This is a genomic window from Rhizobium sp. Pop5 (assembly GCF_024721175.1).
Lineage (GTDB): Bacteria > Pseudomonadota > Alphaproteobacteria > Rhizobiales > Rhizobiaceae > Rhizobium.
Window position 1 is genome coordinate 1444897 of sequence record NZ_CP099399.1, and the last position, 22465, is coordinate 1467361.

At 60.4% G+C, this 22465-nt stretch carries 26 protein-coding genes and 1 tRNA gene; 17 read left to right on the forward strand and 10 right to left on the reverse strand.

The window, feature by feature from the left end; all coding sequences use genetic code 11:
- The first annotated feature begins 2 nt into the window (after nucleotides 1–2).
- From NE852_RS09290 to NE852_RS09300, 3 genes are all read left to right on the forward strand, one after another.
- Nucleotides 3–389, forward strand: coding sequence for an Mth938-like domain-containing protein (locus tag NE852_RS09290; RefSeq protein WP_008527150.1), 387 nt, complete (start codon nucleotides 3–5; stop codon nucleotides 387–389).
- Between the two features lie 2 nt (nucleotides 390–391).
- Entirely contained in the window at nucleotides 392–1249 is an 858-nt protein-coding gene (locus tag NE852_RS09295; RefSeq protein ID WP_037171560.1) for a phytoene/squalene synthase family protein, read from the forward strand.
- 71 nt (nucleotides 1250–1320) lie between these two features.
- Nucleotides 1321–1788 (forward strand): hypothetical protein, encoded by a 468-nt coding sequence (locus NE852_RS09300; protein ID WP_008527146.1) that lies wholly within the window; start codon nucleotides 1321–1323, stop codon nucleotides 1786–1788.
- Nucleotides 1789–1797: 9 nt separating this feature from the next.
- On the opposite strand, the gene trmFO is transcribed toward NE852_RS09300, so the two are convergent.
- The 3 genes from trmFO to NE852_RS09315 form a co-directional block, all read right to left on the reverse strand.
- Complete coding sequence (trmFO, locus tag NE852_RS09305; protein ID WP_258156436.1) at nucleotides 1798–3231, reverse strand: methylenetetrahydrofolate--tRNA-(uracil(54)-C(5))-methyltransferase (FADH(2)-oxidizing) TrmFO; 1434 nt, start codon at nucleotides 3229–3231, stop codon at nucleotides 1798–1800.
- A gap of 92 nt (nucleotides 3232–3323) precedes the next feature.
- Nucleotides 3324–3467, reverse strand: coding sequence for a DUF1127 domain-containing protein (locus NE852_RS32720; protein WP_004678841.1), 144 nt, complete (start codon nucleotides 3465–3467; stop codon nucleotides 3324–3326).
- Between the two features lie 300 nt (nucleotides 3468–3767).
- On the reverse strand, nucleotides 3768–3914 hold the full coding sequence (locus tag NE852_RS09315; protein ID WP_008527135.1) for a DUF1127 domain-containing protein: 147 nt from the start codon (nucleotides 3912–3914) through the stop codon (nucleotides 3768–3770).
- Nucleotides 3915–4773: 859 nt separating this feature from the next.
- On the opposite strand from NE852_RS09315, the gene NE852_RS09320 reads away from it, so the two are divergent.
- From NE852_RS09320 to NE852_RS09345, 6 genes are all read left to right on the forward strand, one after another.
- Entirely contained in the window at nucleotides 4774–5877 is a 1104-nt protein-coding gene (locus NE852_RS09320; RefSeq protein WP_008527133.1) for a DUF2157 domain-containing protein, read from the forward strand.
- Nucleotides 5874–6464 (forward strand): GDYXXLXY domain-containing protein, encoded by a 591-nt coding sequence (locus NE852_RS09325; RefSeq protein WP_258156438.1) that lies wholly within the window; start codon nucleotides 5874–5876, stop codon nucleotides 6462–6464. Before NE852_RS09320 ends, NE852_RS09325 begins: the two co-directional genes overlap by 4 nt.
- A 153-nt stretch (nucleotides 6465–6617) precedes the next feature.
- A tRNA-Leu gene (locus tag NE852_RS09330) sits at nucleotides 6618–6702 on the forward strand.
- Between the two features lie 180 nt (nucleotides 6703–6882).
- Nucleotides 6883–8367, forward strand: a complete 1485-nt coding sequence (tig, locus tag NE852_RS09335; protein WP_008527129.1) for a trigger factor — start codon at nucleotides 6883–6885, stop codon at nucleotides 8365–8367.
- Nucleotides 8368–8452: 85 nt separating this feature from the next.
- Nucleotides 8453–9822, forward strand: a protein-coding gene (locus tag NE852_RS09340; protein ID WP_128623698.1) for an IS3 family transposase whose coding sequence is annotated in 2 segments (ribosomal slippage) — nucleotides 8453–8933 and nucleotides 8933–9822 — 1371 coding nt in all. Because the reading frame shifts where the segments join, the coding sequence is not laid out codon by codon here.
- A gap of 176 nt (nucleotides 9823–9998) precedes the next feature.
- Nucleotides 9999–10424 carry a nuclear transport factor 2 family protein gene (locus NE852_RS09345; RefSeq protein ID WP_008527119.1) on the forward strand — a complete coding sequence of 142 codons (426 nt, stop codon included), beginning with the start codon at nucleotides 9999–10001 and terminating at the stop codon, nucleotides 10422–10424.
- 81 nt (nucleotides 10425–10505) lie between these two features.
- On the opposite strand, the gene NE852_RS09350 is transcribed toward NE852_RS09345, so the two are convergent.
- The 5 genes from NE852_RS09350 to map form a co-directional block, all read right to left on the reverse strand.
- The gene (locus tag NE852_RS09350) at nucleotides 10506–12275 is read right to left on the reverse strand and encodes a radical SAM protein (RefSeq protein ID WP_008527117.1); all 1770 of its coding nucleotides are present in this window, start codon (nucleotides 12273–12275) and stop codon (nucleotides 10506–10508) included.
- Between the two features lie 154 nt (nucleotides 12276–12429).
- Nucleotides 12430–13233, reverse strand: a complete 804-nt coding sequence (locus NE852_RS09355; RefSeq protein WP_258156439.1) for an endonuclease/exonuclease/phosphatase family protein — start codon at nucleotides 13231–13233, stop codon at nucleotides 12430–12432.
- A 58-nt stretch (nucleotides 13234–13291) separates the two neighbouring features.
- A complete protein-coding gene (sthA, locus tag NE852_RS09360; protein WP_008527101.1) occupies nucleotides 13292–14698 on the reverse strand; it encodes a Si-specific NAD(P)(+) transhydrogenase in 1407 nt (468 codons plus the stop codon).
- A 115-nt stretch (nucleotides 14699–14813) separates the two neighbouring features.
- Nucleotides 14814–15632, reverse strand: a complete 819-nt coding sequence (radC, locus tag NE852_RS09365) for a DNA repair protein RadC (RefSeq protein WP_258156440.1) — start codon at nucleotides 15630–15632, stop codon at nucleotides 14814–14816.
- Nucleotides 15633–15639: 7 nt separating this feature from the next.
- A complete protein-coding gene (gene map, locus NE852_RS09370) occupies nucleotides 15640–16476 on the reverse strand; it encodes a type I methionyl aminopeptidase (protein WP_258156441.1) in 837 nt (278 codons plus the stop codon).
- A 249-nt stretch (nucleotides 16477–16725) separates the two neighbouring features.
- Here map and NE852_RS09375 point away from each other — a divergent pair, with 249 nt between their 5' ends.
- From NE852_RS09375 to NE852_RS09385, 3 genes are all read left to right on the forward strand, one after another.
- The gene (locus tag NE852_RS09375) at nucleotides 16726–17376 is read left to right on the forward strand and encodes a TetR/AcrR family transcriptional regulator (RefSeq protein ID WP_258156442.1); all 651 of its coding nucleotides are present in this window, start codon (nucleotides 16726–16728) and stop codon (nucleotides 17374–17376) included.
- A 128-nt stretch (nucleotides 17377–17504) separates the two neighbouring features.
- Nucleotides 17505–17678, forward strand: a complete 174-nt coding sequence (locus NE852_RS09380) for a hypothetical protein (RefSeq protein WP_037171548.1) — start codon at nucleotides 17505–17507, stop codon at nucleotides 17676–17678.
- Nucleotides 17675–18007, forward strand: coding sequence for a DUF6105 family protein (locus NE852_RS09385; RefSeq protein ID WP_008527087.1), 333 nt, complete (start codon nucleotides 17675–17677; stop codon nucleotides 18005–18007). The genes NE852_RS09380 and NE852_RS09385 overlap by 4 nt, the downstream gene beginning before the upstream one ends.
- Here the strand turns inward: NE852_RS09385 and ruvX are convergent.
- Nucleotides 17944–18438 (reverse strand): Holliday junction resolvase RuvX, encoded by a 495-nt coding sequence (ruvX, locus tag NE852_RS09390; protein ID WP_008527085.1) that lies wholly within the window; start codon nucleotides 18436–18438, stop codon nucleotides 17944–17946. The two genes, NE852_RS09385 and ruvX, sit on opposite strands and share 64 nt — an antisense overlap.
- 117 nt (nucleotides 18439–18555) lie before the next feature.
- Between ruvX and NE852_RS09395 the strand changes: the two genes are divergently transcribed.
- The 5 genes from NE852_RS09395 to NE852_RS09415 all read left to right on the forward strand — a co-directional run bounded on the left by NE852_RS09395 (nucleotide 18556) and on the right by NE852_RS09415 (nucleotide 21944).
- The gene (locus NE852_RS09395; RefSeq protein WP_008527084.1) at nucleotides 18556–19260 is read left to right on the forward strand and encodes a metal-dependent hydrolase; all 705 of its coding nucleotides are present in this window, start codon (nucleotides 18556–18558) and stop codon (nucleotides 19258–19260) included.
- A 68-nt stretch (nucleotides 19261–19328) separates the two neighbouring features.
- Nucleotides 19329–19616, forward strand: coding sequence for an Asp-tRNA(Asn)/Glu-tRNA(Gln) amidotransferase subunit GatC (gene gatC / locus NE852_RS09400; RefSeq protein WP_008527082.1), 288 nt, complete (start codon nucleotides 19329–19331; stop codon nucleotides 19614–19616).
- A gap of 58 nt (nucleotides 19617–19674) precedes the next feature.
- Nucleotides 19675–21156 (forward strand): Asp-tRNA(Asn)/Glu-tRNA(Gln) amidotransferase subunit GatA, encoded by a 1482-nt coding sequence (gene gatA, locus NE852_RS09405; RefSeq protein ID WP_258156443.1) that lies wholly within the window; start codon nucleotides 19675–19677, stop codon nucleotides 21154–21156.
- Between the two features lie 20 nt (nucleotides 21157–21176).
- Nucleotides 21177–21641, forward strand: a complete 465-nt coding sequence (locus NE852_RS09410; RefSeq protein WP_008527076.1) for a GNAT family N-acetyltransferase — start codon at nucleotides 21177–21179, stop codon at nucleotides 21639–21641.
- A gap of 27 nt (nucleotides 21642–21668) precedes the next feature.
- Nucleotides 21669–21944 (forward strand): hypothetical protein, encoded by a 276-nt coding sequence (locus NE852_RS09415; RefSeq protein ID WP_037171540.1) that lies wholly within the window; start codon nucleotides 21669–21671, stop codon nucleotides 21942–21944.
- Between the two features lie 52 nt (nucleotides 21945–21996).
- On the opposite strand, the gene NE852_RS09420 is transcribed toward NE852_RS09415, so the two are convergent.
- Nucleotides 21997–22254 (reverse strand): YjhX family toxin, encoded by a 258-nt coding sequence (locus NE852_RS09420; RefSeq protein ID WP_258156444.1) that lies wholly within the window; start codon nucleotides 22252–22254, stop codon nucleotides 21997–21999.
- Between the last annotated feature and the right edge of the window lie 211 nt (nucleotides 22255–22465).

Sequence of the window (22465 nt, forward strand, 5' to 3'; positions counted from 1 at the left end):
ATATGGCAAAAGGCATAGAAATTCGCGCGGCGCATTTTCCCGGCCGCGCTCCGATCGATACCTATGGCAATGGCGGCTTCCGTTTTGCCGACATGTCGCATCGCGGCTCGATCCTTTGCTTGCCCTCCGGCATTTACGGCTGGGACATGGATATGTCGAAGCCGCTGTCGGTCGAAAATTTCCGCCGGGTGCTGGATGAAGCTGATAATATCGAGGTTCTGCTCGTCGGCACCGGCACCGAGCTTCGCCGTTTGCCAGAGGAGTTGAAGCAGGCGCTGAAGGCGCGAGGCATCTCCTCCGATCCGATGAGCACGGGGGCTGCTATTCGCACCTTCAACATCATGCTCTCGGAGCAGCGCGCCGTCGCCGCGGCATTGATTGCGGTCTGATGATGACGGAAGCCAATATTGCGACGAACCAGGATATCTGCCTGGCGATGTTGCGCGACAATGATCGCGACCGCTATCTCGCCTGCCTCCTCTCACCGGAGGACAAGCGCGGGGCGCTTGCAGCCCTCTACGCCTTCAATGCCGAGCTTGCCCGTATCCGCGATCTCGTTCACGAGCCGCTCCCCGGCGAGGTGCGCATGCAATATTGGCGCGATCTGCTGGAAGGCAGCGCGCATGGTTCGACGGCGGCCAATCCCGTCGCCTCAGCCCTTCTGACGGCGATCGAAACCCATCGGTTGCCGCGCAAGACGCTGGTCGACATGATCGAGGCCCGCACCTTCGACCTCTATGACGACCCGATGGAAACGCGGCTTTCTCTTGAAGGCTATGCCGGCGAAACGGCATCCGCCCTGATCCAGCTCGCAAGCCTTGTGCTTTCGTCGGAAGAAGCTGCCCGGTCAGCCAATGCCGCTGGCCATGCCGGTGTTGCCCAGGCGATCGCCGGCCTGATGCTGCTGATGCCGCTGCATCGCCGACGCGGCCAGGTCTATATTCCGCTGCAGATCCTTTCGGCGACCGGTCTTGACCGCGATGCCTTCCTCGCTGGCGAAGACAGGCCGCGCATTTCCGCCGCTATCGAGGCTTTCGCCGGCCTCGGTCGCGAGCATCTGGCAAAGGCGAGGGCTGCCGGGCCGATCGCGCCTTCGGTCTTTCCAGCCTTTTTGCCGGCAACGCTTGCCGAACCGGTGCTCCTCAAGGCGCAGAAGTTTGGCGCTTTCCTGTTCGACCGGCCCCTGCAGCCGCCGCAGTGGCGCCGCCAGCTGAGCATGGCGCTGGCCGCATACCGCCGGAAAATCTGATATCGGTCAAATTCGCGCAAGTCTCGCGCATTAGAAAGCTTCACCGCTACCCCTTGGAACGGAGATTCGGCGTGGGCATTATCGTCTGGTGCGTTCTTTTCGCCATTGTCATTTTCTTTGCCTTTGTGGCAACGCGCATGGCTGCGCAGAACCAAGAAGACGGCCTGCACGACATGGGCCTCGCCATCATCGAATTCGGCCGCGCCTTTCCGAACGAGGCGATCCGTCAATTGCAGGCGACGGAAAACGGCCAGGCCATCTTCGTGCGTCTGCATGACAACAAGGCCGGCTTCATGCGCAACATGTCGCGCCACTTCGCCTGCCATCTGATCGAGCCGGGCCGCGTGCGCGTCGTGAGTTCGGCAACGGGCAGGGGGCTGGTGATCGATTTCCTCGATGCGCCCTCTCACAACGGCGATTTCGAGTTCGCATCCCCCAAGGAGGCCTCGGAAGTCGCGCTCTGGCTGCTCGGCAATTATATCGCTGAGCCGGACAGGGAATTGCCGCCGAGCAATATCTCGGCGGCGAACAAGCAGTAGAAACGCCGGTCAGGCGCTTTCGGCAACCGGCGCAGTCTGGCCGAGCCAGGCGGCGCAGTCGGCAAGCGCGCGGCGCGCGATCAACTGCCGCTTCATGATCGTCTTGTCCTTGCCGCGGAAGCGCTTGACACCCTCGGGCTTGACGATCGAGCCGGGCTCAAGCTCCGGAAACAGCCCGAAATTGATGTTCATCGGTTGGAACGACCGTTTGCCCGGCTCTTCGTCGGTGACGAGGTGCCCGCCGGTGATATGGCCGAGCAGCGAACCGAGCGCCGTCGTCGCCGGCGGCAGCGAGATCGCCTCGCCCTTGCGTTCGGCGGCGGCGAAACGCCCGGCCAGCAGCCCGACGCTGGCGCTTTCGACATAACCCTCGCAGCCGGTGATCTGACCGGCGAAACGCAGGCCAGGCCGCGATTTCAGCGTCAGCGACGCATCGAGCAGGGTGGGGGAATTGATATAGGTATTGCGGTGCAGCCCGCCGAGACGGGCAAATTCCGCATTTTCCAGACCTGGGATCAGCCGGAAGATCTCCGCCTGCGCGCCATATTTCAGCTTCGTCTGGAAACCGACCATGTTGTAGAGCGTGCCGAGCGCATTGTCCTGCCGCAGCTGCACGACGGCATAGGCCTTCACCGTCGGGCTATGCGCGTTCGTCAGGCCCATCGGCTTCATCGGCCCATGGCGCAGCGTCTCGCGCCCGCGTTCGGCCATCACCTCGATCGGCAGGCAGCCGTCGAAATAGGGTGTGCCTTCCCATTCCTTGAAGCCGACCGTATCGCCTGATATCAGCGCGTCGACGAAGGCATTGTATTGCGCTTCGTCCATTGGGCAGTTGATGTAGTCCTTGCCGGTGCCGCCGGGACCGACCTTGTCGTAACGCGACTGATACCAGCAGATATCCATGTCGATGCTCTCGCGGTAGACGATCGGCGCGATGGCATCGAAGAAGGCGAGCAGATCCTCGCCGGTCTCCGCCTGGATCGCAGCTGCGAGCGACGGCGCCGTCAGCGGTCCGGTGGCGACGATGGCAAGATCCCAGTCGCTTGGCGGCAGGCCGGTGATCTCCTCGCGGACGACGGTGATGAGCGGGTGATCCTGGATTGCTTTGGTGACGGCCTCCGAGAAGCCGTCGCGATCGACCGCGAGCGCGCCGCCCGCGGGCACCTGGTGGCGATCGGCCGCCGCCATGATCAATGAGCCAGCCATGCGCATCTCGGCGTGGATCACGCCGACCGCATTGCTGGTGGCGTCGTCGGAGCGGAAGGAATTGGAGCAGACCAGTTCGGCAAGGCCGTCGGTCTTGTGCGCATCCGTGCCGCGCACGCCGCGCATTTCATGCAGGATGACGGGAACGCCGGAACTGGCGATCTGCCAGGCGGCTTCCGAACCGGCAAGCCCGCCGCCGACAACGTGGATAGGAGAATAGGAAGAGGTCGTGTTCATTCCGGGCTGATATCATGTCGACGGATATGATCCAACACCCGGAATCAAAAACGGCGCCTCATGGCGCCGTCTTGGAAGCATCGGGCTCGTTATTAGCGGAACGAGCGGGATGCGATATTGCGGATGTCGTAACGGCTGACGCCGATGTCGGACAGGGTCTGGTTGGACAGGCTGCCGAGTTCGTTGAGCGTACGGCGGTAGCTGAGCCAGCTTTTTGCAATGCGGATCGGGTTCATTGTCTTCTTCCTCGAACAAATGTCCGCTGGACGGCGGGATCGCCTGTCTCTCTGCGGTTGATGTTTATATAGGCGATCTCAGTCCCATTGTGCAGTGCAAATAAAAGGCGTCTGCCATGCAATTGTGCAATATGATGCTCGTCAAATAAGCGGTGAATATTTTTTGAGCGGGCTAAGGAAGCCGGAAAACGTGCGGTTACTGGCGGTTGCACTTAGACAAAAAGAAAACGCCCGCTGGGATACAGCGGGCGTTTCGATCGAGGACGATACTGCCTGGGAGGGAGCAGCGATCGCCTTGAATTAGCGAGAAGAAGCTTCGCGAGCGACGCGATGGATGTCCGAACGGTCGATGCCGAGATCGTGCAATTCGCGGTTGCTCATGCGGCCGAGTTCGGTGACGGTCTGACGATACTTGCGCCAGTTATTGAAAGAGCGAGTGATGTTCATGTTAAGCCCCTTTCCGAGGGTTTCATCTGCCAGCAGCCACCTATCGGCGCTGACCTCTATTTGATGACCGGAATATATGTTGCGGTGCGAAAGAGGAAAACAGCCAAGTTTTCAGATCACCTATGCGAAGCATGCAATGCTGTTGGGGTATTTGACACGGTTTTACCGCTTTCTGGTCAACGAATAGGCAAAATGGTTTTCGGAAAAGCAAGCCGGTGAAACGAGCGTCTACGCGTGGCTGCGGAAAATGGCGTCTGTTCGGGGCATTTCGGCGTCTGAGCCCGCATGAAGGAATCTTGCTTCGGGTCAAAAGACGATTGCGCCGCTCGGGCGATCCGTCGGGAGCGGCGTCGTGGCAAATGCGGCGCGGCAGTAACCCTCGATAAAAATGCTCAAGTCTCCAATATGTTAATCAAATAAAACGCCCGCCGGGGGAGGATCCGGCGGGCGCATTAAAGTGACTGGCAACTGGGAGGAGGAGTGTTGCCAGCCTATCGCAGCGCGCTTGGGAGGAGGAGTGCGCGGCTGCGAATCTCGTCACGGACAATCGATCCGCGGGCATCCGGCAGATGCCGGGCCGGGGCGCCATCCCCGTGCTTCGATGTCTCTGTAAATAGTATGACTAATTGATATTTTGCAGTGCAATAACTTCATAAGGGGTATGCGTAATGCGCATGCCTCTTCGAGCATGCGCTCATACTAGCAATTCTGACGTTAGCGGCCGGTTAACATCCGCCCCAATTTAGACCAGTGAGGATTTTGCATATTTGTCGCAAGGGCGTTTGCGAAGGGCTGCGCTGCGTCTATAACGACGGAGGCCGCAACGCCATGTAAGCGTCGCGGAAATGAGGGGTGGAACATGTATCGCGGCAGACTGCAGCGGGATCTCTCGCTCTGGGTGGGCAAGGGCCTGCTCGGGGAGGAAACGGCGGCCACGCTTCTCGCTGAATATGACAGCCGGCCCGCAAGCTTCAGCCTCGGCCGGGTGCTGATGGCGCTGGCGGCGGTGCTGCTTGCCGCTGCCGTCCTTTTGGTCGTCTCATCGAATTGGGAGGCCATTCCGCGTCTCGTCCGCGTCGGTCTCATCCTTGCCTTGATCTGGGCAGCGCACATTGCCGCCGCACTGATGCTCGCTCGTGGCGCGGTGGCGGCTGCTAGCGGCTTGCTGATCATCGGCGCGCTGAGCTTCGGTGGCGCTATTTCGCTGGTCGGGCAGATGTATCACCTCTCTGGCGACGAGCAGACGGTCATGTATCTCTGGTTCGCCATCGCGACAGTCTCGGCGATTCTGTTTCGCTCGGGCGGGGTCGTCGTCGTGGCGGGCTTCCTCTCCTGGGCGTCCTTCGCCGTTTATTTGCAGAACAACGACAATCATTGGATTGGGCTTAACCCCTGGATGGCGCCTGTGATGGCCGCGGTCGTCATCACGCTGGTGCGTTATACCGGCACCGACCGCGCGCGCCATCTGGCCTATCTTCTGCTGATCGGCTGGCTCGCCTGGCTCTACACTCTTTATGAGGAGATCGCCGTAGCGCTTGCCTTCGCGATCGGCGGCATGGCGGCTTTCGTCATGACGGCGCTGCCGGTTCCGCGCATCGTCTCCCTGGTCAGAAGCGCCGGTGCGGCTCCGGCCTTCTACAGCTTCCTCGTTGCTACGATTGGCTTCTTGCTGCTGCATATCGAAATCGAGGGCGGCTGGCGGCTGGTGGTCCTCGGTCTGGCGACGCTTGCCGCTTCCGTGCTGGCGATCGCCCTGCATGGCCGAGACAACGGCGCGGTGCGTTATCTCGCCTATACGAGTTTTGCGGCGGAGATGCTCTATCTTGCCTCCGTCACTGTCGGCTCGATCCTCGGCACATCAAGCCTCTTCCTCTTCTCCGGCCTCGTGGTGGCGCTGGTTGCCTGGATCGTCATCCGTCTCGAGCGGCGCTTTTCCGCCGAAGCACGGGGAGAGCACGCATGAGCGCGTTGATAGCAAGGCTGCAGTCCGGCAAGGGGTATCTCATTTCGGCGATCATCGTCGCCGGCTTGCAGACCGTGATCCTCGGCACGATCATCCAGAGCCGCGCGGCGATCCTCAGCAACGGCACCGAGGTGCTGCTGAAGACGGCTCCCGTCGATCCCCGCGATTTCCTGCGCGGTGACTACGTCGTCCTGAACTACGACATATCTTCTGTGCCGGTGCAGACCATTGCTGGCGGCATTCCGGTCAAGCCCGGCGAGCTTACGCTGTGGGTCCGGTTGAAGAAGCAGGAGGATGGTTTCTGGACGGTGATCGAATCGGCTTTCCAGTCACTGCCGCCGCAGCCGGAGACCGTGGTCCTGCGCAGCCTGCCGTTTTATAATAGCGGGCCTGGCGCCGGCGATAACATCCGCGTCGAATATGGTATCGAGCGTTACTATGTTCCCGAAGGCGAGGGAAAGCCCATCGAGGAAGCCCGCAATGATGGCAATGTCGCCATATCGGTGCGCGTCTCGCCTGATGGAAGCGCCCAGATCCGCAGTCTGCTCGTTGATGGCAAACCAGTTTACGAGGAACCGCTTTACTGATCCTCGAACGCGTCAGCCGAGGGCGGCTCCGAACCCGCAAATCCCCTGTCATTTACCGTTCATTTTTCCTTTGCCTCGACCAAATCGGGTGATATAGAGACGCCGCGCTCCGGAAGGCCTCATGCGCAGGCATAGGCATGCGGTTCTGTGAACGCGGGTATGGTGAAATTGGTAGACACGCCAGATTTAGGTTCTGGTGCCGCAAGGCGTGGGAGTTCAAGTCTCTCTACCCGCACCAGGCTGTATGCAGGGGGAGACTAAGAATTTAGTTCCCTGATACCCGGAAGCGAGTGCCGTTCCCCCTTGGGTGGAATGATGCAGGAATTGGGAAAAGCCACGCGCGGCACGCTGCCGGCGTCGTGCTCATAGAAACGAACGGCGTCTGGGCACGGCCGCCACGACATGAAGGTAGGAAGACATGCAGGTTATCGAAACGCTCGCTCAAGGGCTGAAGCGCGAAATCAAGGTCGTTATCCCGGCCAAGGACATGGAAGACAAGATGAATGAGCGTCTTGCCGATGTGAAGGACAAGGTCCGCATCAACGGCTTCCGTCCGGGCAAGGTCCCCGCCGCTCACCTGAAGAAGGTCTACGGTAAGTCGATCATGGCCGACCTCGTCAACGAGATCGTCCGCGAGCAGCCGGCCGCCATCCTGTCCAGCCGCGGCGAGAAGTCGGCCACCCAGCCGGAAATCGCCATGACCGAGGACAAGGACGAAGCCGACAAGATCCTCGCTGCAGAGCAGGATTTCGAATTCACGCTCTCCTATGAAGTTCTGCCGCCGATCGAGCTGAAGTCCGTCAAGGGTATCAAGGTCACGCGCGAAGTCATCGACATCTCGGATGACGAAGTTACCGAGCAGGTCCTGAAGGTCGCCGAAAGCGCCCGCTCCTATGAGAGCAAGGCCGCCAAGGCCGCCAACGGCGACCGCATCACCATGGATTATGTCGGCAAGGTCGACGGTGAAGCCTTCGAAGGCGGCACCGACCAGGGCGCCGAACTGGTGATCGGCTCCGGCCGCTTCATCCCGGGCTTCGAAGACCAGCTCGTCGGCGTCAAGGCCGGCGAAGAGAAGACCATCACCGTGACCTTCCCGGCCGACTATCCGGCCAAGAATCTCGCCGGCAAGGAAGCGACCTTCGACATATCGGTCAAGGATGTCGCAGCCCCCGGCGCTGTCGAAATCAACGACGAACTCGCCTCCAAGCTCGGCATTGAATCCGCCGATCGCCTGAAGGAAATCGTCCGTGGCCAGATCGAATCGCAGTACGGCTCGCTGACCCGCCAGAAGCTGAAGCGCCAGATCCTCGACCAGCTCGACGAGATGTACAAGTTCGAGACCCCGGCTTCGCTCGTCGATGCCGAGTACAACGGTATCTGGAGCCAGGTGAACAACGACCTCGCACAGTCGGGCAAGACCTTCGAGGACGAAGACACGACCGAAGAGAAGGCACGTGAGGAATACAAGACGCTCGCCGAGCGTCGCGTTCGCCTCGGCCTCGTTCTCTCCGAAATCGGTGAAAAGGCCGGTGTCGAAGTCACCGAAGACGAAATGCAGCGCGCCATCTACGACCAGCTGCGTCAGTATCCGGGCCAGGAAAAGCAGATCCTCGAATTCTTCCGCAGCCAGCCGGGTGCGGCCGCTTCGATCCGCGCGCCGATCTTCGAAGAGAAGGTCATCGATCACCTGCTGACCGAAATCGACGTCACCGACAAGAAGGTGACGAAGGAAGAGCTGCTCGCCGAGGAAGAAGGCGAAGCCAAGGCTGAAACCAAGAAGGCCGCTCCGAAGAAGAAGGCTGCCGCGAAGACCGAAGCTGCTGAGGCCGGTGAAGGCGAAGAAGCCGCACCGAAGAAGAAGGCTGCTCCGAAGAAAAAGGCTTCCGAGGACAGCGCCGAGTAATCACTCGCCCGTTCTGAAAGTTTGGAAGGCCCCGCCATTGTGAACAGACCCCCGAAAGTTGGACACCCAACTTCGGGGGTTTTGCATGTCCAAATACAGCAGCGCATTCAAGCAAGAAGTCATTGAGTATTACGGTTGTGGTGAGCGTAGCTACCGGGAGGTAGGTCTGCGCTTCGGGCTTGATTATTCGATGGTGCGGCGGTGGGTCGCCAGCCACGCGGAGCATGGCTTGGCGGGCTTGGCACGTAAACATAGTCACTATGATGCGCAGTTCAGACTATCGGTCCTCGAACGTATGTGGAAAGATGGTCTGTCCCGTCGACAGGCGGCCGCGCTTTTCGACATTCGCAACGCCGGTAGCCTCTCAGTCTGGGAGAGGCAATATGAGCGCGGTGGGCTTGAGGCCCTTGTCCCGCGCCGGAGAGGCAAACCGCGATCGATGCCCGAGCCCCCTACCACGGACACCAGCACGGATGGAGCGCAGGATGACGCTGCCAAGAGCCGCGAGGAATTGCTGGCGGAACTGGCCTATCTGCGCATGGAGAACGCCTACCTAAAAAAACTGGAGGCCTTAACGCAGGCGCGTCACGCGCCGAACGGACGCAAGCCGTCCAGGCGTTAAGGCCGCAGCATCCGCTCGACGGGCTGCTGGCGCTTTCGGGCCTGGCGCGCAGCACGTTCTATTATAGGCAGAAGGTGCTCTCCTCCGGCGACCGACATGCGGCCCTGAAGGTGACGATCCGATCGATCTTCGATGAACACAAGGGACGCTACGGCTATCGTCGGGTGACGGCGGCGATCCGTGGCCGCGGAGAGGCGGTCAACCACAAGACTGTCCAGCGGCTGATGGTCGAGATGAGGCTGAAGTCCCTGGTTCGGCCGAAGAAGTACCGCTCTTACAGGGGCCAGGCCGGGCACGTCGCGCCAGATCTCATCCAACGACAGTTCGCTGCCAGGCGCATGAACGAGAAGTGGGCAACCGATGTCACCGAGTTCAATGTCGCCGGCGAGAAGCTCTTCCTGTCGCCGGTCATGGACCTCCACAATGGCGAGATCATCGCGTATGAGATGGCGAGGCGGCCGATCTTCAAGCTGGTCAGGGACATGCTCAACAAGGCATTGACCAAGCTCGATGACGATGACAGGCCGATCCTGCATTCCGATCAGGGATGGCAATATCAGATGCCAGAGTGGAGCCGTATGCTCCAACAAGGCAATGTCGCCCAAAGCATGTCACGCAAGGGCAATTGCCTCGACAATGCCGCCATGGAGAGCTTCTTTGCCACGCTCAAGTCCGAGTTCTTCCATCCCAATCAGTTCGACAGCATCGACAATCTGCGAGACGGAATCGACGAATACATCCGCTACTACAACAACGATCGCATCAGGATGAAACTCAAAGGGCTGAGCCCTGTGAAATACAGGACCCAGCCCTCAAATCATCCCAGCCTATGAACCGTCCAACTTTATGGGGTCAGTTCAATTGTGCGGGGCCTTTTCTTTTCTGCTCGTCCGGACAGTTCATTCTCGGACGTCGTGTTCATCGTGGTGTCTTCGCCATTCGCAACAACAAATAGTTGAAATGAAGTATAAATAGATGCAGATTTACGAAGTAGCGGGAGGATCTGCAAATGACTGCAAAACTCGACATGAAGAAGCTGGTAGAAGAAATCTACGCTGTCCGTGGTCGCGGTGATATCGAGGGCACGCTGGCGCTGATCGGCGACGATTGCACTTTTCGCATGGCCGGCAATGCACGGCTGGCGCCTTTTTCGTCTGAATCAGGCGGGCCTCATGCTTTTCGCCAGACGATAGCGCAGCTTATTACTGACTGGGATCTATCCAAGGTCAATACATCAGGCATCTATGTGGACGAGGACCATCATGTGGTCTTTGCGCATCGCGAAGGTGAGGTCAGGTACATTCCGACGGGCGCGACGTTCTATACTGAATTCGTCGACAAGATTCATTTCAGCAATGGGAAACCGGTGAAGATCGTCGAATTCGTCGATACGCTGCAAGTGGCCGAGACGACCCGGATGATCCGGCTCGCCTAAACAGTCGCCAAAGTCGGAGCCTCCGGGCCTCGATTTAGGCACCCGTGATTTCCGGTCGATTGGCGTCAGCCGCCGTTGCAATCAATGCCCTGTCAGTTGCGCGACTTTCCTGACATGGCTGACCGCCGCGGTTCCGCCGGCCGTCTGGGTGAAGAGGTGAAGCGTTTCCTCCTCGTCATCGGCCACCGGCGTCAAAGCCTGATCCATATAGGTCTTCGACTTGGCGTCCCTTGCGATCAGGAATGCCGAGACTGCCAGGCTGATGATCGTGCCGGCGAGCGAGACATGCTTGCTGAAGGTTTCCCAGACGAAGCGCGGCCAGAACACCAGCGGATTTTCGCGCGGCAGCTCCGGGCGCCGTTCCGACGGCGTCTTTAGACGCAGCAGGCCGCTTTGAAGCGGATGCACATTTTCCAGCGGCACTGTGGTGGCGAAGGAAACGAGAACCTTGGCGAGCCTTACCAGTGGAACCCCGGTTGCCACGGCGCGGCGCAGCAGCGTCTTCATATGCTCAGGCGAATAGTAGAGCGACCAGGCCTCGTGATAGATGTCTTCCCATTCCTGCTTGCTCATCTTCGGATGCGCGGTGCAGACGTGTTCGACGTCGTAGATGTTGAGATCGGCATCCATCTCGACGCCCTTCTTCCACAGGACCTGATGGTCTTCGGAACCGGGCAGCGGCGTCAGCACAAAGAATTCAATGACATCGAGCGGCAATTCTTCCTGGATGATGGCGATGTCGCGACGGATCGATTCCGGCGTATCGGCGGGGAAACCCAGGATATAGCCGGCCAGCGTCATGATGCCCTGCGCCTTCCAGGCGAGCAGCATCTTGCGGTATTCGGTGATCTTGTTCTGGTTCTTCTTGGCGGCCGTCAGATTATCCGGATTGACGTTTTCGAGGCCGATGAAGACGCGGGTGACGCCGGCGCGCTTGGATTTCTCGATGAAATTCGGAATCTTGTGGCAGAGCGTATCGACCTGGATCATCAGGCCGAGCGGTATGCCGTCCCGCTCCTTCAGCTCGATCAGGCGGTCGAAGATCGCTTCCCAATCCTTGTTACGAGCGAAATTGTCGTCGGTGATGAAGAATTTGTGGATGCCCTGCGCCCAGTTCATCCGCACCAGCTTTTCGACGTCGTCAGCCGAGCGAAAGCGCGACTTGCGCCCCTGCACGTTGATGATGGTGCAGAACGAGCACTGGTAGGGGCAGCCGCGTCCGGCATCGAAGCTGGTGCTGAGTCCGAGCGTGCGCTGGATATTGTCCCTTGGCAGGAAAGGAACCGGCGTACCGCCGATGCCGGGCAGGTCGTTCATGAAATTGTAGAGCGGCTTCAGCTCGCCGGCGGCGGCATCGCGCAACACCATATCCAGTCGGCCCTCGGCCTCGCCGGCGAACATCGATATGCCCATGTCGCGGCAGGCATCAAGCCCGACCGCCTTGCCGTCGAGCATCGACAGGCAGCCGGAAACGTGGAAGCCGCCCATCGAAACCGGCAGGCCGGCATTGCGGAAGGGCCGGGCGATATCGAGCGCGCGCGGATATTGATTCGATTGCACGCCGACCAGCGCGACCATGCCGAAATTGTCGTGACGCCTGAACTGCGCGAGCAGCTTGGCGAAGTCGATCCGCGTATTGGTTTCGTCGATAACAGTGATGTCGATCGCCGTGTCGGGGCCGAGCACCTTGCGCTCGGCGCATTCTGCGGCGATGCCGTAGAGTGCCGCGAGCGAGTTGGAGGGGATCATCGCCCGCCACCAGCGGATGACGTAGCCGTCGTCGTCGTAGTGCGATGGCTTGATCAGGATGAGCTGAAAACGTCTGCGCACGGCTTCCGGAATTTGGGACAAGAGTATCTATCTTTCTTTAGAAGCTTTTGCCCGAAGACAAAATGGCGTTGAAGGCAGATGTCAGGCACGGCGTAGGGATGCGAACGACCAGGCTCTACGAGGAAAATCCGCGCCAAGGCGCGACGCTCCGCGCAGGTTCTCAACCATCAATATACTACCTGATATCGAGCAGCAATGCGCGGTGGTCGGAGACCTCTGGCGCCTCGACCACCTTGAATTTGGCAACATTCACCCCCGGCGTCACAAGCATGTAGTCGGCATATCGGCCCGGCTTCAGATAGTGGGAGGTGCGTGTGTCTGCAAGGCCGTTTCCGGTGACGAGATCGGAAAGCCCGAGTCTGGCGAGAGCTGTGAAGGTGGAGCTGTCCGGCAGCACGTTGAAATCGCCGCAGACAACGAGCCCTTCATCGCCCGGCCAGACGCGCTCGATAAGTCCGACCAGCGCTTCGGCCTGTTCTTCGCGCGCCGCCGTATCGCCCTTGCCCGCGGGATCGCGCAGGCCGTGCATGTGAGCGATGGTCAGCGTGGAAGCATTTTCGCGGCTGAAGAGGCGGATGCAATGCGCATTTCGCGGCCTGGGATGGTCACCCCAGCCATTGCTGGAAAAACTCCCGTGCACGAAGTCCAGTCCCTGGGCGATGACGGAATGCGATGTGCGCACGAAGGTCGCCAGTCCGAATTCGGCGGCAATCGCGGTATCGCCGTCGAAGAGTTCGCCTCTCGATGTAGGGCAGAAGAAGCCGTCATGGCCGGGTAGGGCGGCACTGATTTCCTCGAAGAGATTGGGGCGCTGCGGCAGATCCAATCCCGCGTCGTGATAGAGCGCCCACCCCACGGCTGCATCGGATGCCCGCAGCACCTCTTGCAGACACAACACATCCGGATCGGCGTCCCTAACATAACCAATCAGGGCTTCATGCAGCCTGCCGCCCCATGCATTCAGCGAAATGATCCGCAATTTCGTTCGGCTCCATTTTCGCTGCCGGATTGGGCGACAGCTTTATTGTGGGCGTGCTTCAAAGTTCCGATTTGATGTCGCCCATGCGGTTCCAGGCGTCGAGGCCGGCGATCTTGTAGGCTTCGGCGAGGGTCGGGTAGTTGAAAGTGTTTTCGACGAAATATTCGACCGTGCCTTTGAGATTGAGCACCGCCTGGCCGATATGAACGAGTTCGGTGGCGCCTTCGCCGACGATATGCACGCCGAGCAGGCGGCGCGTCTTCAGCGAGAAGATCAGCTTCAGAAGCCCGGTGTCGAGACCCATGATGTGACCGCGCGAAGTTTCGCGGAAGCGGGCGATACCACACTCATAGGGAATGCCGCGCTCCTTCATTTCTTCTTCGGTCAGGCCGCAGGTCGAAATCTCCGGCACGGCATAGATGCCGTAGGGGAAATATTTCTGCGGCTCCTTGGCGACCGCGCCGATCGCGACGCGGGCGGCGATGCGGCCCTGTTCCATCGAGGTTGAGGCAAGGCTTGGAAAACCGACGACGTCACCGGCGGCGTAAATGTTCGGAACCGATGTCTGGAACGTTTCCGGATTGACCTTGAGACGGCCGCGGCTGTCGGCTTCGAGCCCGATGGCCGGAAGGTTCAGCGTGTCGGTCGCCCCCAAGCGGCCGGCAGCGAAGAGAACCATGTCGGTCGTCAGGCGCCGGCCACTGTCGAGCGTCAGCTCGACCTTGCCGTTTTCAAGCGTCTCGACCTTGTCGGCCTTCTGGCCGAGCAACAGTTTCATGTTGCGGTCGCGCAGCTGGTAGGTGAAGTCCTCGACGATTTCCTTGTCGATGAAGTCGAGCATCGTCGATTTCGGGTCGATGACGGTAACCGCCGTGTCGAGCGCGCTGAAGATCGTCGCATATTCGATGCCAATGACCCCGGCGCCGATGACGATCATTGAGCGCGGCAATTCCTGCATGTCGAGCAGCTCGTCGCTGTCGAGAACGGTCTTGCCGTCAAAGGGCATGTAATCGGGGCGAAAGGGCTTCGTGCCGACCGCTAGCAGAATGCTGGCGCCGCTCACCGTCACTGCTTCGCCGTCGTCCTTGATGACCTGCAAGGTGGTGGAATCGACGAAGCTCGCCTTGCCGCGAATATGGTGGACGCGATTGCGGGCGAACTGGTGCTCAAGCACTTCCACTTCGTGGTCGAGCGTGATCAGCAAGCGGCGACGCAGATCCTCAGCACTGATTTCCTGCTTCACGCGGTAGCTGCGGCCGTAAAAGCCGCGCTCGCGCCAGCCGGAAAGATTGAGTGCGGTCTCGCGCAGCGTCTTCGAGGGGATTGTGCCTGTGTGAACTGAAACGCCGCCGACGCGTTTGCCCTGCTCGATGACGAGCACTTTCTTGCCGAGCTTCGCAGCCTGGATCGCGCCGCGGCGCCCCGCGGGGCCGCTGCCCACCACAACGAGATCGTACTGAAACATCATCTAGCCCCGGATTGGAAATGGAATCATCGACGCGAAATTTCGCTCCTCCATCGGTAGCCGGTCAATGTTACAGATTGTTTTACGACTGCTGAATCCGGCGAAAGTGTGCTTTTCAGATCAGCTTCAGCCCTTTCAGGCTGACATGGCCGTCCTTGCCGATGATAACGTGGTCGTGGACGGTGATGTCGAGTGCCTTGGCGGCGTCGATGATGACTTTCGTCATCTCGATGTCGGCGCGCGATGGTGTCGGATCGCCGGACGGATGATTGTGGACCAGGATCATCGCCGTTGCCGAAAGCTCGAGCGCCCGCTTCACGACTTCGCGCGGATAGACCGGCGTATGATCGACCGTGCCGCGGCCCTGTACCTCATCGGCGATCAGCACATTGCGTTTGTCGAGGAAGAGGATCCGGAACTGTTCGCGGGTCTCGTGCGCCATGGCTGCGTGGCAATACTGGATCACCGAAGACCAGGAGGAAAGCACTTGCTTGCTCCTGAGTTCGCTCTTCAGAGTGCGATGGGCCACTGTCGAGATCAGTTTCAGGTCGAGCGCCACAGCCTCACCGACACCCTTCACCTCCGTCAGCAATGCCGCAGGCGCACCGAACACGCCGGAGAGTGAGCCGAACCGTTCGATCAGCGCCTTGGCGATCGGCTTGGTGTCGCGCCGCGGGATCAGGCGGAAAAGCAAGAGTTCGAGGATCTCGTAGTCTGCAAGCGCCGTGTCGCCGTGCTCGCGAAAGCGGTCCCGCAGGCGCTCGCGATGGCCGTGATAATGCTCTTGCACCGCCAGCGAGGTGGGCAGGCCGGCTCTGGCTTTCGGCGCGGATGGTTTTCCCGGCAGCCCGAAGAACGAACGTTCGTCAGAGGCAACAGGCTCCTCGAAGGGCAGTTCGTCGTCGGAAGATTTCGGAACAGCCCCCTTCGCCATCGGAGCGTCACCCGTTGAACGGCGGCAGGCCGGGGCGGTCGAGCCCGCCGGGCGACAGCGTAAATATCTCGCAGCCGTTGGCGGTGACGCCGACGGTATGTTCGTACTGCGCCGAAAGCGAGCGGTCGCGGGTCACAGCCGTCCAGCCGTCGGCGAGCACCTTCACATGCGGCCGGCCGAGATTGATCATCGGCTCGATGGTGAAGATCATGCCTTCGCGCAGCTCCGGCCCTTCGTTGGCGCGGCCGTAGTGCAGGATATTGGGCAGATCGTGGAACAGCCGACCGACGCCGTGTCCGCAGAAATCGCGCACCACCGAACAGCGCTCGGCCTCCGCATAGGTCTGGATCGCCTCGCCGATCGCGCCCGTACGAGCGCCCGGCCTGACGGCGGCAATACCGCGCATCAGCGATTCATAGGTAACCTCGAGCAGACGCTCGGCGGCCCGCTTGATCGTGCCGACGGGATACATCCGGCTGGAATCGCCGTGCCAGCCGTCGAGCACGAAGGTGACGTCGATATTGACGATATCACCTTCGCGCAGCGGCTTGTCGTTCGGAATGCCATGGCAGACGACATGGTTGATCGAAGTGCAGGTCGATTTGGTATAGCCGCGATAGTTCAGCGTTGCCGGATAGGCGCCATGATCCATGCCGAAATCGAAGACGAACCGGTCGATGTCATCGGTCACCAGTCCCGGCTTGACGATATCGGCAAGCGCGTCGAGACAGCGCGCGGTCAGCTGGCACGCCCTGCGCATGCCTTCGAATGCTTCCGCGTCGTAAAGCCGGATGGCGCCCGTATTCTTCGGGGGCGCGGAAGAGGCTTCGATATAGTTCACCATTGCAGGGCCTTAGTCGAGAATATTAGAATAGTTCATAATGCAGCTATGCCGGGTTCGTCCATCGCGATCAACCACCGGCGCGACATTTCTGATTGGATCTCATCCACCACCCGTGCGGCTTTCCGCCTCCGACGGAATGCAGAATTATCGGCTGGGCTTGAATATCCACAATCTTCCCAACGGGATAGGATTGATTGGCTTGAGGCTCCCGGCTACTCACCGATTGGTGACAGCGGGGAAGGGTCGGTCATGTTGATTGAAGCGGTAAAACTTGAAAATTCGGGCGCCGAGCCGGAGCGGCGCGTGCGCGATCGCGGCGCCACGGAGCGCGCCATCCTTGCCGCCGCCAAGTCGCTGCTGGCCGAGGAGGGTTTCCAGAATTTCGGCATCAATGCGGTCGCCCGCCGCGCCGGTTGCGACAAGCAGCTGATCTACCGCTATTATGGCGGCCTCGACGGGTTGGTCGAGGCGATCGGCGCCGATCTCGGTACATGGGTGAGGGATCGCATCCCGGAAGACGCCGGCGGCATGTTCCTGCTCACTTATGGCGATCTGATGGAGCGGCTGGCGCTTCTCCTTCTCGAAGCCTTGAAAAATGACCCGCTGATGCGTCGCATCCTCGCGTGGGAGATATCGGAAAATACCGAACAGGTCAGGCGGCTGGCGGAGGCACGTTCGAAGGCGCTTGCTCTCTGGCTCGAACGGATGCGCGGCTCGCTGGCGCCGCCGAAGGGCGTGGACGCCGCTGCCGTCAATGCCGTCGTCATCGCCGCGATCCAGCATCTCGTGCTTACCGGCGCGGCCGGCGGGCAGTGCGCCGGCCTGTCGCTGAAGACGCCGAAAGACTGGGAGAAGGCGGCGACGGCGCTCAAACGCATCGTGCGCGGTGTCTACGGCTGACCTTTCCTTCATCCACAGGGGCGTCGCCCGCATTAACCTTAACAGATGGTTTACGTTGCGTGGGCGGGGTTAACCCGCCACTGTGGAGGCAGCAGAGATGGTACGAGTAGAGTCCCGAGTTGATGTCCATGGGAGCCAAAATCGCTAGAGTCTTGTTTCTCGTGACGGCGATGATGTTCTTCGCAATCCTGGCACTGGACATCGCAGTTCCCACGCTGGTGCTTTGCACTATGGCGTTGTCGACCTGGCTGGTATCTCTCGATCTGCCCGTTGCGCGCAAGCATGGAGGAGAGGCCGCATGAAGTGGTTTCTAGTCTTCTGGGCCGGCCCAATCGTCTTTCTGGGCGGATGGTACTGGCTTTCCTATTACGACATGAACTTCGGCATCTTCATGCTGACGCGGCAGGTGCATGATCTGACCTTCGCGGTTTACGGCAAGGTGCTCGGCATTCCCCCGGAAACCATTCCGCCGCTCGTTGCCCGCGCGATTGCCGTCGACAGCCTCGTCGTCTTCGCGATCATCGGCTTCAGAAAGCGCAAATCGATCATCGCCTGGTGGAAGGCGCGTCAGGCGCTGAATTCGTCATCTGCCGACCTTGCCAGCAAGGAGAGCCTGTCGAGCGCGCCCTGAAGGATGAAGCTTGCCGCGGCCGAATCGATCCGTTCGGCCCGCTTGGCGCGCGAAACGTCCATTTCCAGTAATGCCCGTTCCGCCGCAACCGTCGAAAGCCGTTCGTCCCAATAGACGAAGGGCAGCGCCGTCTTCTGTTCCATGTTGCGCACGAAAGCGCGCGTCGCCTGCACGCGCGGACCCGCCGATCCGTCCATATTCATCGGCAGGCCGATGACGAAGCCCCCGATCTTTTCGGCTGCCGCAAAGTCCAACAACGCTTGCGCATCGTTCGTGAACTTGACGCGGCGGATGACCGGACGCGGCGTGGCGAAACGCCGCCCGAGATCGGACATGGAAAGGCCGATCGTCTTGGTGCCGAGATCAAGGCCGGCGATCGCCTGTCCTGGGGCGAGCGTTTCGGCCATTTCCTCGATCGTCAGCACCGTCATCGCAATTTCATCCCGTCAAAAGAAAGTGAAGTCGCCGTTGCTTTTCTCTGCGGCCACATAAGATATGTCCTTACCATCGATATCGGCTTTTGCATCACGTAATAAAGGAGACATTTCATGAAGATCACCTGGCTCGGCCATTCCGCCTTCCGCATCGAGACATCAAAGGCGAAGATCCTGCTCGATCCGTTCCTCACCCACAACGCTTCCTTTAGCGGCCAGGATATCAAGGACGTTTCCTCGGGCATCACCCATATTCTGCTGACGCACGGCCATGGCGATCATGTCGGTGATACCATAGCACTCGCCAAGGAAACCGGCGCTGTCGTGCTCGCCAATGCCGATCTCGCCGCCTGGCTCGGTTCCAAGGGCGTCGACAGGCTCGAGATGGGCAATACCGGCGGCACGGTCACCTTCGCCGGCTTCTCGGCGACCTTCACCAACGCACTGCACTCTTCCGCGCAGATCACCGAGGACGGCGTCTCGCACGCGCTTGGCAATGCCAACGGCCTCATGCTGCATTTCGACGACGAAGCCTCGATCCTCGCCATGGGCGATACAGACATCTTCTCCGACATGGCGCTGATCAACGAGCTGCATCAGCCTGATATCGGCTTCGTGCCGATCGGCGACCGCTTCACCATGGGCGGCGCGGTGGCGGCACTCGCCTGCCAGCGCTATTTCAGCTTCAAGACCGCGATCCCCTGCCACTATGGCACCTTCCCGATCATCGACCAGACGGCTGATAAATTCATCACCGGCATGGAGGGATCGAAGACGGAGGTGAAGGCGCCGAAGCCCGCCGAGAGCCTGTCGATCTGACGAAACCCCGTTGCGTCAGGCGGACATGGCCTTTATAGCGGGTAGAAAAATCCCATCCGGAGAATGCCATGTCCGTCGATCTCGCCACCGTGAAGCGCGTCGCCAAACTTGCCCGTATTGCCGTTTCCGAAGACGAGGCAAATCGCATGGTCGGTGAGCTGAACGGCATTCTCGGCTTCGTCGAGCAGCTCTCCGAGGTGAATGTCGATGGCGTCGAAGCGATGACATCGGTGACCCCGATGGCGATGAAGAAACGGACCGACGAAGTCAGCGACGGCAACAAGGCGGCCGACGTCGTCGCCAATGCGCCCGTCACCGACCACAATTTCTTCCTGGTGCCGAAAGTCGTCGAATAGGGCTTCGAAAGCCTCTTTCCGACCTTATAGTCATTTCCAGATCTGAAGCGAAAACACGATGAGCGAACTCACCAGCCTGACCATCGCCGAAGCCCGCCAGAAGCTGCGTGCCAAGGAAATCACCGCGATCGAACTGACCGAAGCCTATATTTCGGCAATCGACGCGGCCAATGGCCGGCTGAATGCCTATGTGAAGACGACGCCGGATCTCGCCCGCCTCATGGCGCGGAAGTCAGACGAGCGTATCGCTAGCGGCAAGGCGGGCGACCTCGAAGGCATTCCACTCGGCATCAAGGATCTCTTCGCCACCGTCGGCGTCCACACCCAGGCCTGCAGCCACATTCTCGATGGTTTTGAGCCGCGTTATGAATCGACCGTGACGCAGAACCTCTGGGATGACGGCGCGGTCATGCTCGGCAAGCTGAATATGGACGAGTTCGCCATGGGCTCCTCCAACGAGACCTCCTACTACGGCCCGGTGATCAATCCCTGGCGGGCCGGGGGCTCCAACCAGCAGCTCGTCCCGGGCGGTTCCTCCGGCGGCTCGGCCGCAGCCGTCGCCGCGCATCTTTGCGCCGGCGCAACGGCAACCGATACCGGCGGCTCGATCCGCCAGCCGGCCGCCTTCACCGGCACGGTCGGCATCAAGCCGACCTATGGCCGCTGTTCGCGCTGGGGCACCGTCGCCTTCGCCTCCTCGCTCGACCAGGCCGGCCCGATCGCCCGCGACGTGCGTGACGCCGCGATCCTTCTGAGGTCGATGGCAAGCGTCGACGCCAAGGACACGACATCAGTCGATCTGCCGGTGCCGGATTACGAGGCGGTCCTCGGCCAGTCGCTGAAGGGCATGAAGATCGGCATTCCGAACGAATACCGTGTCGACGGCATGCCGGAGGAAATCGAGACCCTCTGGCGCCAGGGCATCGCCTGGCTGAAGGATGCCGGCGCCGAGATCGTCGACATCTCGCTGCCGCACACCAAATATGCTCTTCCGGCCTATTACATCGTCGCTCCTGCCGAGGCCTCCTCGAACCTCGCGCGTTACGATGGCGTGCGTTACGGCCTGCGCGTCGACGGCAAGGATATCGTCGACATGTACGAGAAGACGCGCGCCGCCGGCTTCGGCAAGGAAGTCAAGCGCCGCATCATGATCGGCACCTACGTGCTGTCGGCCGGCTACTACGATGCCTATTACATCCGCGCCCAGAAGGTCCGCACGCTGATCAAGCGCGATTTCGAACTCGCCTTCGACGCCGGCGTCGATGCCATCCTGACCCCGGCAACGCCGTCGTCCGCCTTCGGCATCGCCGACGAAAACCTCGCCGCCGATCCCGTGAAGATGTATCTGAACGACATTTTCACCGTGACGGTCAACATGGCGGGTCTCCCCGGCATCGCCGTGCCCGCCGGCCTCGACCAGAAGGGCCTGCCGCTCGGCCTGCAGCTGATCGGCAAGGCCTTCGACGAGGAAACCCTCTTTAAGACCGCTTACGTTATCGAACAGGCAGCCGGCAGGTTCACGCCGGCCAAATGGTGGTAACGGATCTAACGACCCGAAAAATGGAGGCGGCCGACCGAGAAGCGATCGGCGCCGTCGGTTTCGCCGCCTGGGCGGCAGGCGGTGCCTTCGAGGACAGCTATCGCAATCCCGAGGTGATTGCCAAAGTCCAGCACGAATTCGCCGTCTTTCCCCATAAGACGAAAGGCGAGATTTTCGTTGCTGAGCTGGACTCTGAGATCGTCGGCTGGGGAGCGCGCGAAGGTGAACCGAATTATGTGTCCGATCTCTGGGTGCATCCCGATCATCAGGGCAGAGGTATCGGCCGGGCTCTACTCGTGCATTTGTGCGGCCTGATCGCAGCCGAAGGGCTGGCGACTGTCCGGCTCGATACACATGCCAGGAATGAGGGCGCGATCCGCCTTTACGAACGTTGCGGTTTCACGATCATCTGGCACGGCATCGAATTTTCCAAGAGCATGGGCGTCCCGCTTGAAAAGGTGCATATGGAGAAGCGGCTGGTCTGAGTGGTCGCCGAAACCGAGGAGGGTCTTATGGCGAGCAATGATCTTGTGCGGCTGATCGAGGCAATCGATCGGCTTGCTGTCGGCGGTTTTGCCATGGGCGCGGATTGGCAGGCGGTTCACGATATCTGTCAGCGCCACGAAGGCGAGCAGCCGTTCGACTGGGGGCATGCTCTGTGCCATCGCATCGAGGGCGACGACTGGAACGCCGATTACTGGTATCGCCGCGCGGGCAAGATCCGCGGCACGGGCGCGATGGCGGACGAGTGGTCGGCGATGCGGGCGGAATTGTCTGCAAAGGCTTGAAGTGAACCCTAACCACGCGCCGATGCCGGCGCGTGGTTAGGGGACTGCCTGATTACCTGTTGTCCAGCTGCGATCTGACCAGCCTCAGCCCTCTTTCGGTGATCCGATAGGGCTGGCCGCCCGAAGACTTGATCGCCTTGAGGCGCTTCAGCCTGCGGAAGAGATCGAGGTCGACGCCAGGATAAAGCCAGCCGTCGCGGGTGAAGCAACTGACTGCCCCGATCCTTCTGTCGTCGTCGCGGGTAATTTCGATGCGCCCACCTTGGGCCATAAGATGCAGGATGCGCTGCTCCGTGCGAGAAATATCCATGTTGTGAGATCCGGTATTGCGCCCGGCAGGGCGCACAAAAACGATCTGGCGCTCATTCGAACGTCAGGGCTTCGTTTTTTTCGGGCCCATGCGCGCAAGAAGACTTGCGGGCAGGGCCTTTACCGGGTCTCAGGCAGGCTCAACATAAAACACCTCGATAAGCCTTATTATTCAGGCCGGAAAAAGTGGTCAAGGGTGCCTTTGCCGGTCA

Bases quoted from the DNA above. Each gene is read 5' to 3' on its own strand.
- NE852_RS09290 (WP_008527150.1), top strand. From the start codon at position 3: ATGGCAAAAGGCATAGAAATTCGCGCGGCGCATTTTCCCGGCCGCGCT.
- NE852_RS09295 (WP_037171560.1), top strand. From the start codon at position 392: ATGACGGAAGCCAATATTGCGACGAACCAGGATATCTGCCTGGCGATG.
- trmFO (WP_258156436.1), bottom strand. From the start codon at position 3,231: ATGAACACGACCTCTTCCTATTCTCCTATCCACGTTGTCGGCGGCGGG.
- NE852_RS32720 (WP_004678841.1), bottom strand. From the start codon at position 3,467: ATGAACCCGATCCGCATTGCAAAAAGCTGGCTCAGCTACCGCCGTACG.
- NE852_RS09315 (WP_008527135.1), bottom strand. From the start codon at position 3,914: ATGAACATCACTCGCTCTTTCAATAACTGGCGCAAGTATCGTCAGACC.
- NE852_RS09320 (WP_008527133.1), top strand. From the start codon at position 4,774: ATGTATCGCGGCAGACTGCAGCGGGATCTCTCGCTCTGGGTGGGCAAG.
- NE852_RS09325 (WP_258156438.1), top strand. From the start codon at position 5,874: ATGAGCGCGTTGATAGCAAGGCTGCAGTCCGGCAAGGGGTATCTCATT.
- tig (WP_008527129.1), top strand. From the start codon at position 6,883: ATGCAGGTTATCGAAACGCTCGCTCAAGGGCTGAAGCGCGAAATCAAG.
- NE852_RS09345 (WP_008527119.1), top strand. From the start codon at position 9,999: ATGACTGCAAAACTCGACATGAAGAAGCTGGTAGAAGAAATCTACGCT.
- sthA (WP_008527101.1), bottom strand. From the start codon at position 14,698: ATGTTTCAGTACGATCTCGTTGTGGTGGGCAGCGGCCCCGCGGGGCGC.
- radC (WP_258156440.1), bottom strand. From the start codon at position 15,632: ATGGCGAAGGGGGCTGTTCCGAAATCTTCCGACGACGAACTGCCCTTC.
- map (WP_258156441.1), bottom strand. From the start codon at position 16,476: ATGGTGAACTATATCGAAGCCTCTTCCGCGCCCCCGAAGAATACGGGC.
- NE852_RS09375 (WP_258156442.1), top strand. From the start codon at position 16,726: ATGTTGATTGAAGCGGTAAAACTTGAAAATTCGGGCGCCGAGCCGGAG.
- NE852_RS09380 (WP_037171548.1), top strand. From the start codon at position 17,505: ATGGGAGCCAAAATCGCTAGAGTCTTGTTTCTCGTGACGGCGATGATG.
- NE852_RS09385 (WP_008527087.1), top strand. From the start codon at position 17,675: ATGAAGTGGTTTCTAGTCTTCTGGGCCGGCCCAATCGTCTTTCTGGGC.
- ruvX (WP_008527085.1), bottom strand. From the start codon at position 18,438: ATGACGGTGCTGACGATCGAGGAAATGGCCGAAACGCTCGCCCCAGGA.
- NE852_RS09395 (WP_008527084.1), top strand. From the start codon at position 18,556: ATGAAGATCACCTGGCTCGGCCATTCCGCCTTCCGCATCGAGACATCA.
- gatC (WP_008527082.1), top strand. From the start codon at position 19,329: ATGTCCGTCGATCTCGCCACCGTGAAGCGCGTCGCCAAACTTGCCCGT.
- gatA (WP_258156443.1), top strand. From the start codon at position 19,675: ATGAGCGAACTCACCAGCCTGACCATCGCCGAAGCCCGCCAGAAGCTG.
- NE852_RS09410 (WP_008527076.1), top strand. From the start codon at position 21,177: ATGGAGGCGGCCGACCGAGAAGCGATCGGCGCCGTCGGTTTCGCCGCC.
- NE852_RS09415 (WP_037171540.1), top strand. From the start codon at position 21,669: ATGGCGAGCAATGATCTTGTGCGGCTGATCGAGGCAATCGATCGGCTT.
- NE852_RS09420 (WP_258156444.1), bottom strand. From the start codon at position 22,254: ATGGATATTTCTCGCACGGAGCAGCGCATCCTGCATCTTATGGCCCAA.